Source organism: Halorubrum sp. SP9, from assembly GCF_005435015.1.
Lineage (GTDB): Archaea > Halobacteriota > Halobacteria > Halobacteriales > Haloferacaceae > Halorubrum > Halorubrum sodomense.
Genome location: NZ_SGXU01000568.1, coordinates 1 through 311 on the forward strand (window position 1 = coordinate 1; position 311 = coordinate 311).

Genomic DNA, 311 nt, shown 5'->3' on the forward strand with positions numbered 1-311 from the left:
GCGCTCCTTCGCGTGGATGTCGGTGACGTCCTCGTCGTCGAAGCTGACGGTGCCGGAGGTCGGCTCTTCGAGCCCCGCGACCATCCGGAGCGTGGTCGTCTTCCCGCACCCCGACGGCCCGACCACGGTCACGAACTCCCCGTCGTCGATCTCCAGGTCCAGGTCGTCGACGGCGACGATGGTTCCTCGGTCGAACTCCTTCCGGAGCGTGTCGAGCGTGACGCGTGCCATTTCCCTGAAGACCGGTCCGCTGGCATATGAGTTCTTTGCTGTTTTCCTGATATATGGTGAATAATCTCTTCTCAAATATT

1 protein-coding gene is annotated in these 311 nt (G+C 60.8%); it reads right to left on the minus strand.

The features are described 5' to 3' along the window. On the minus strand, nt 1–231 hold a 231-nt coding region (locus tag EXE45_RS18615; protein WP_137695179.1), incomplete at its 3' end, for an ATP-binding cassette domain-containing protein. Nucleotides 232–311: the final 80 nt, after the last annotated feature.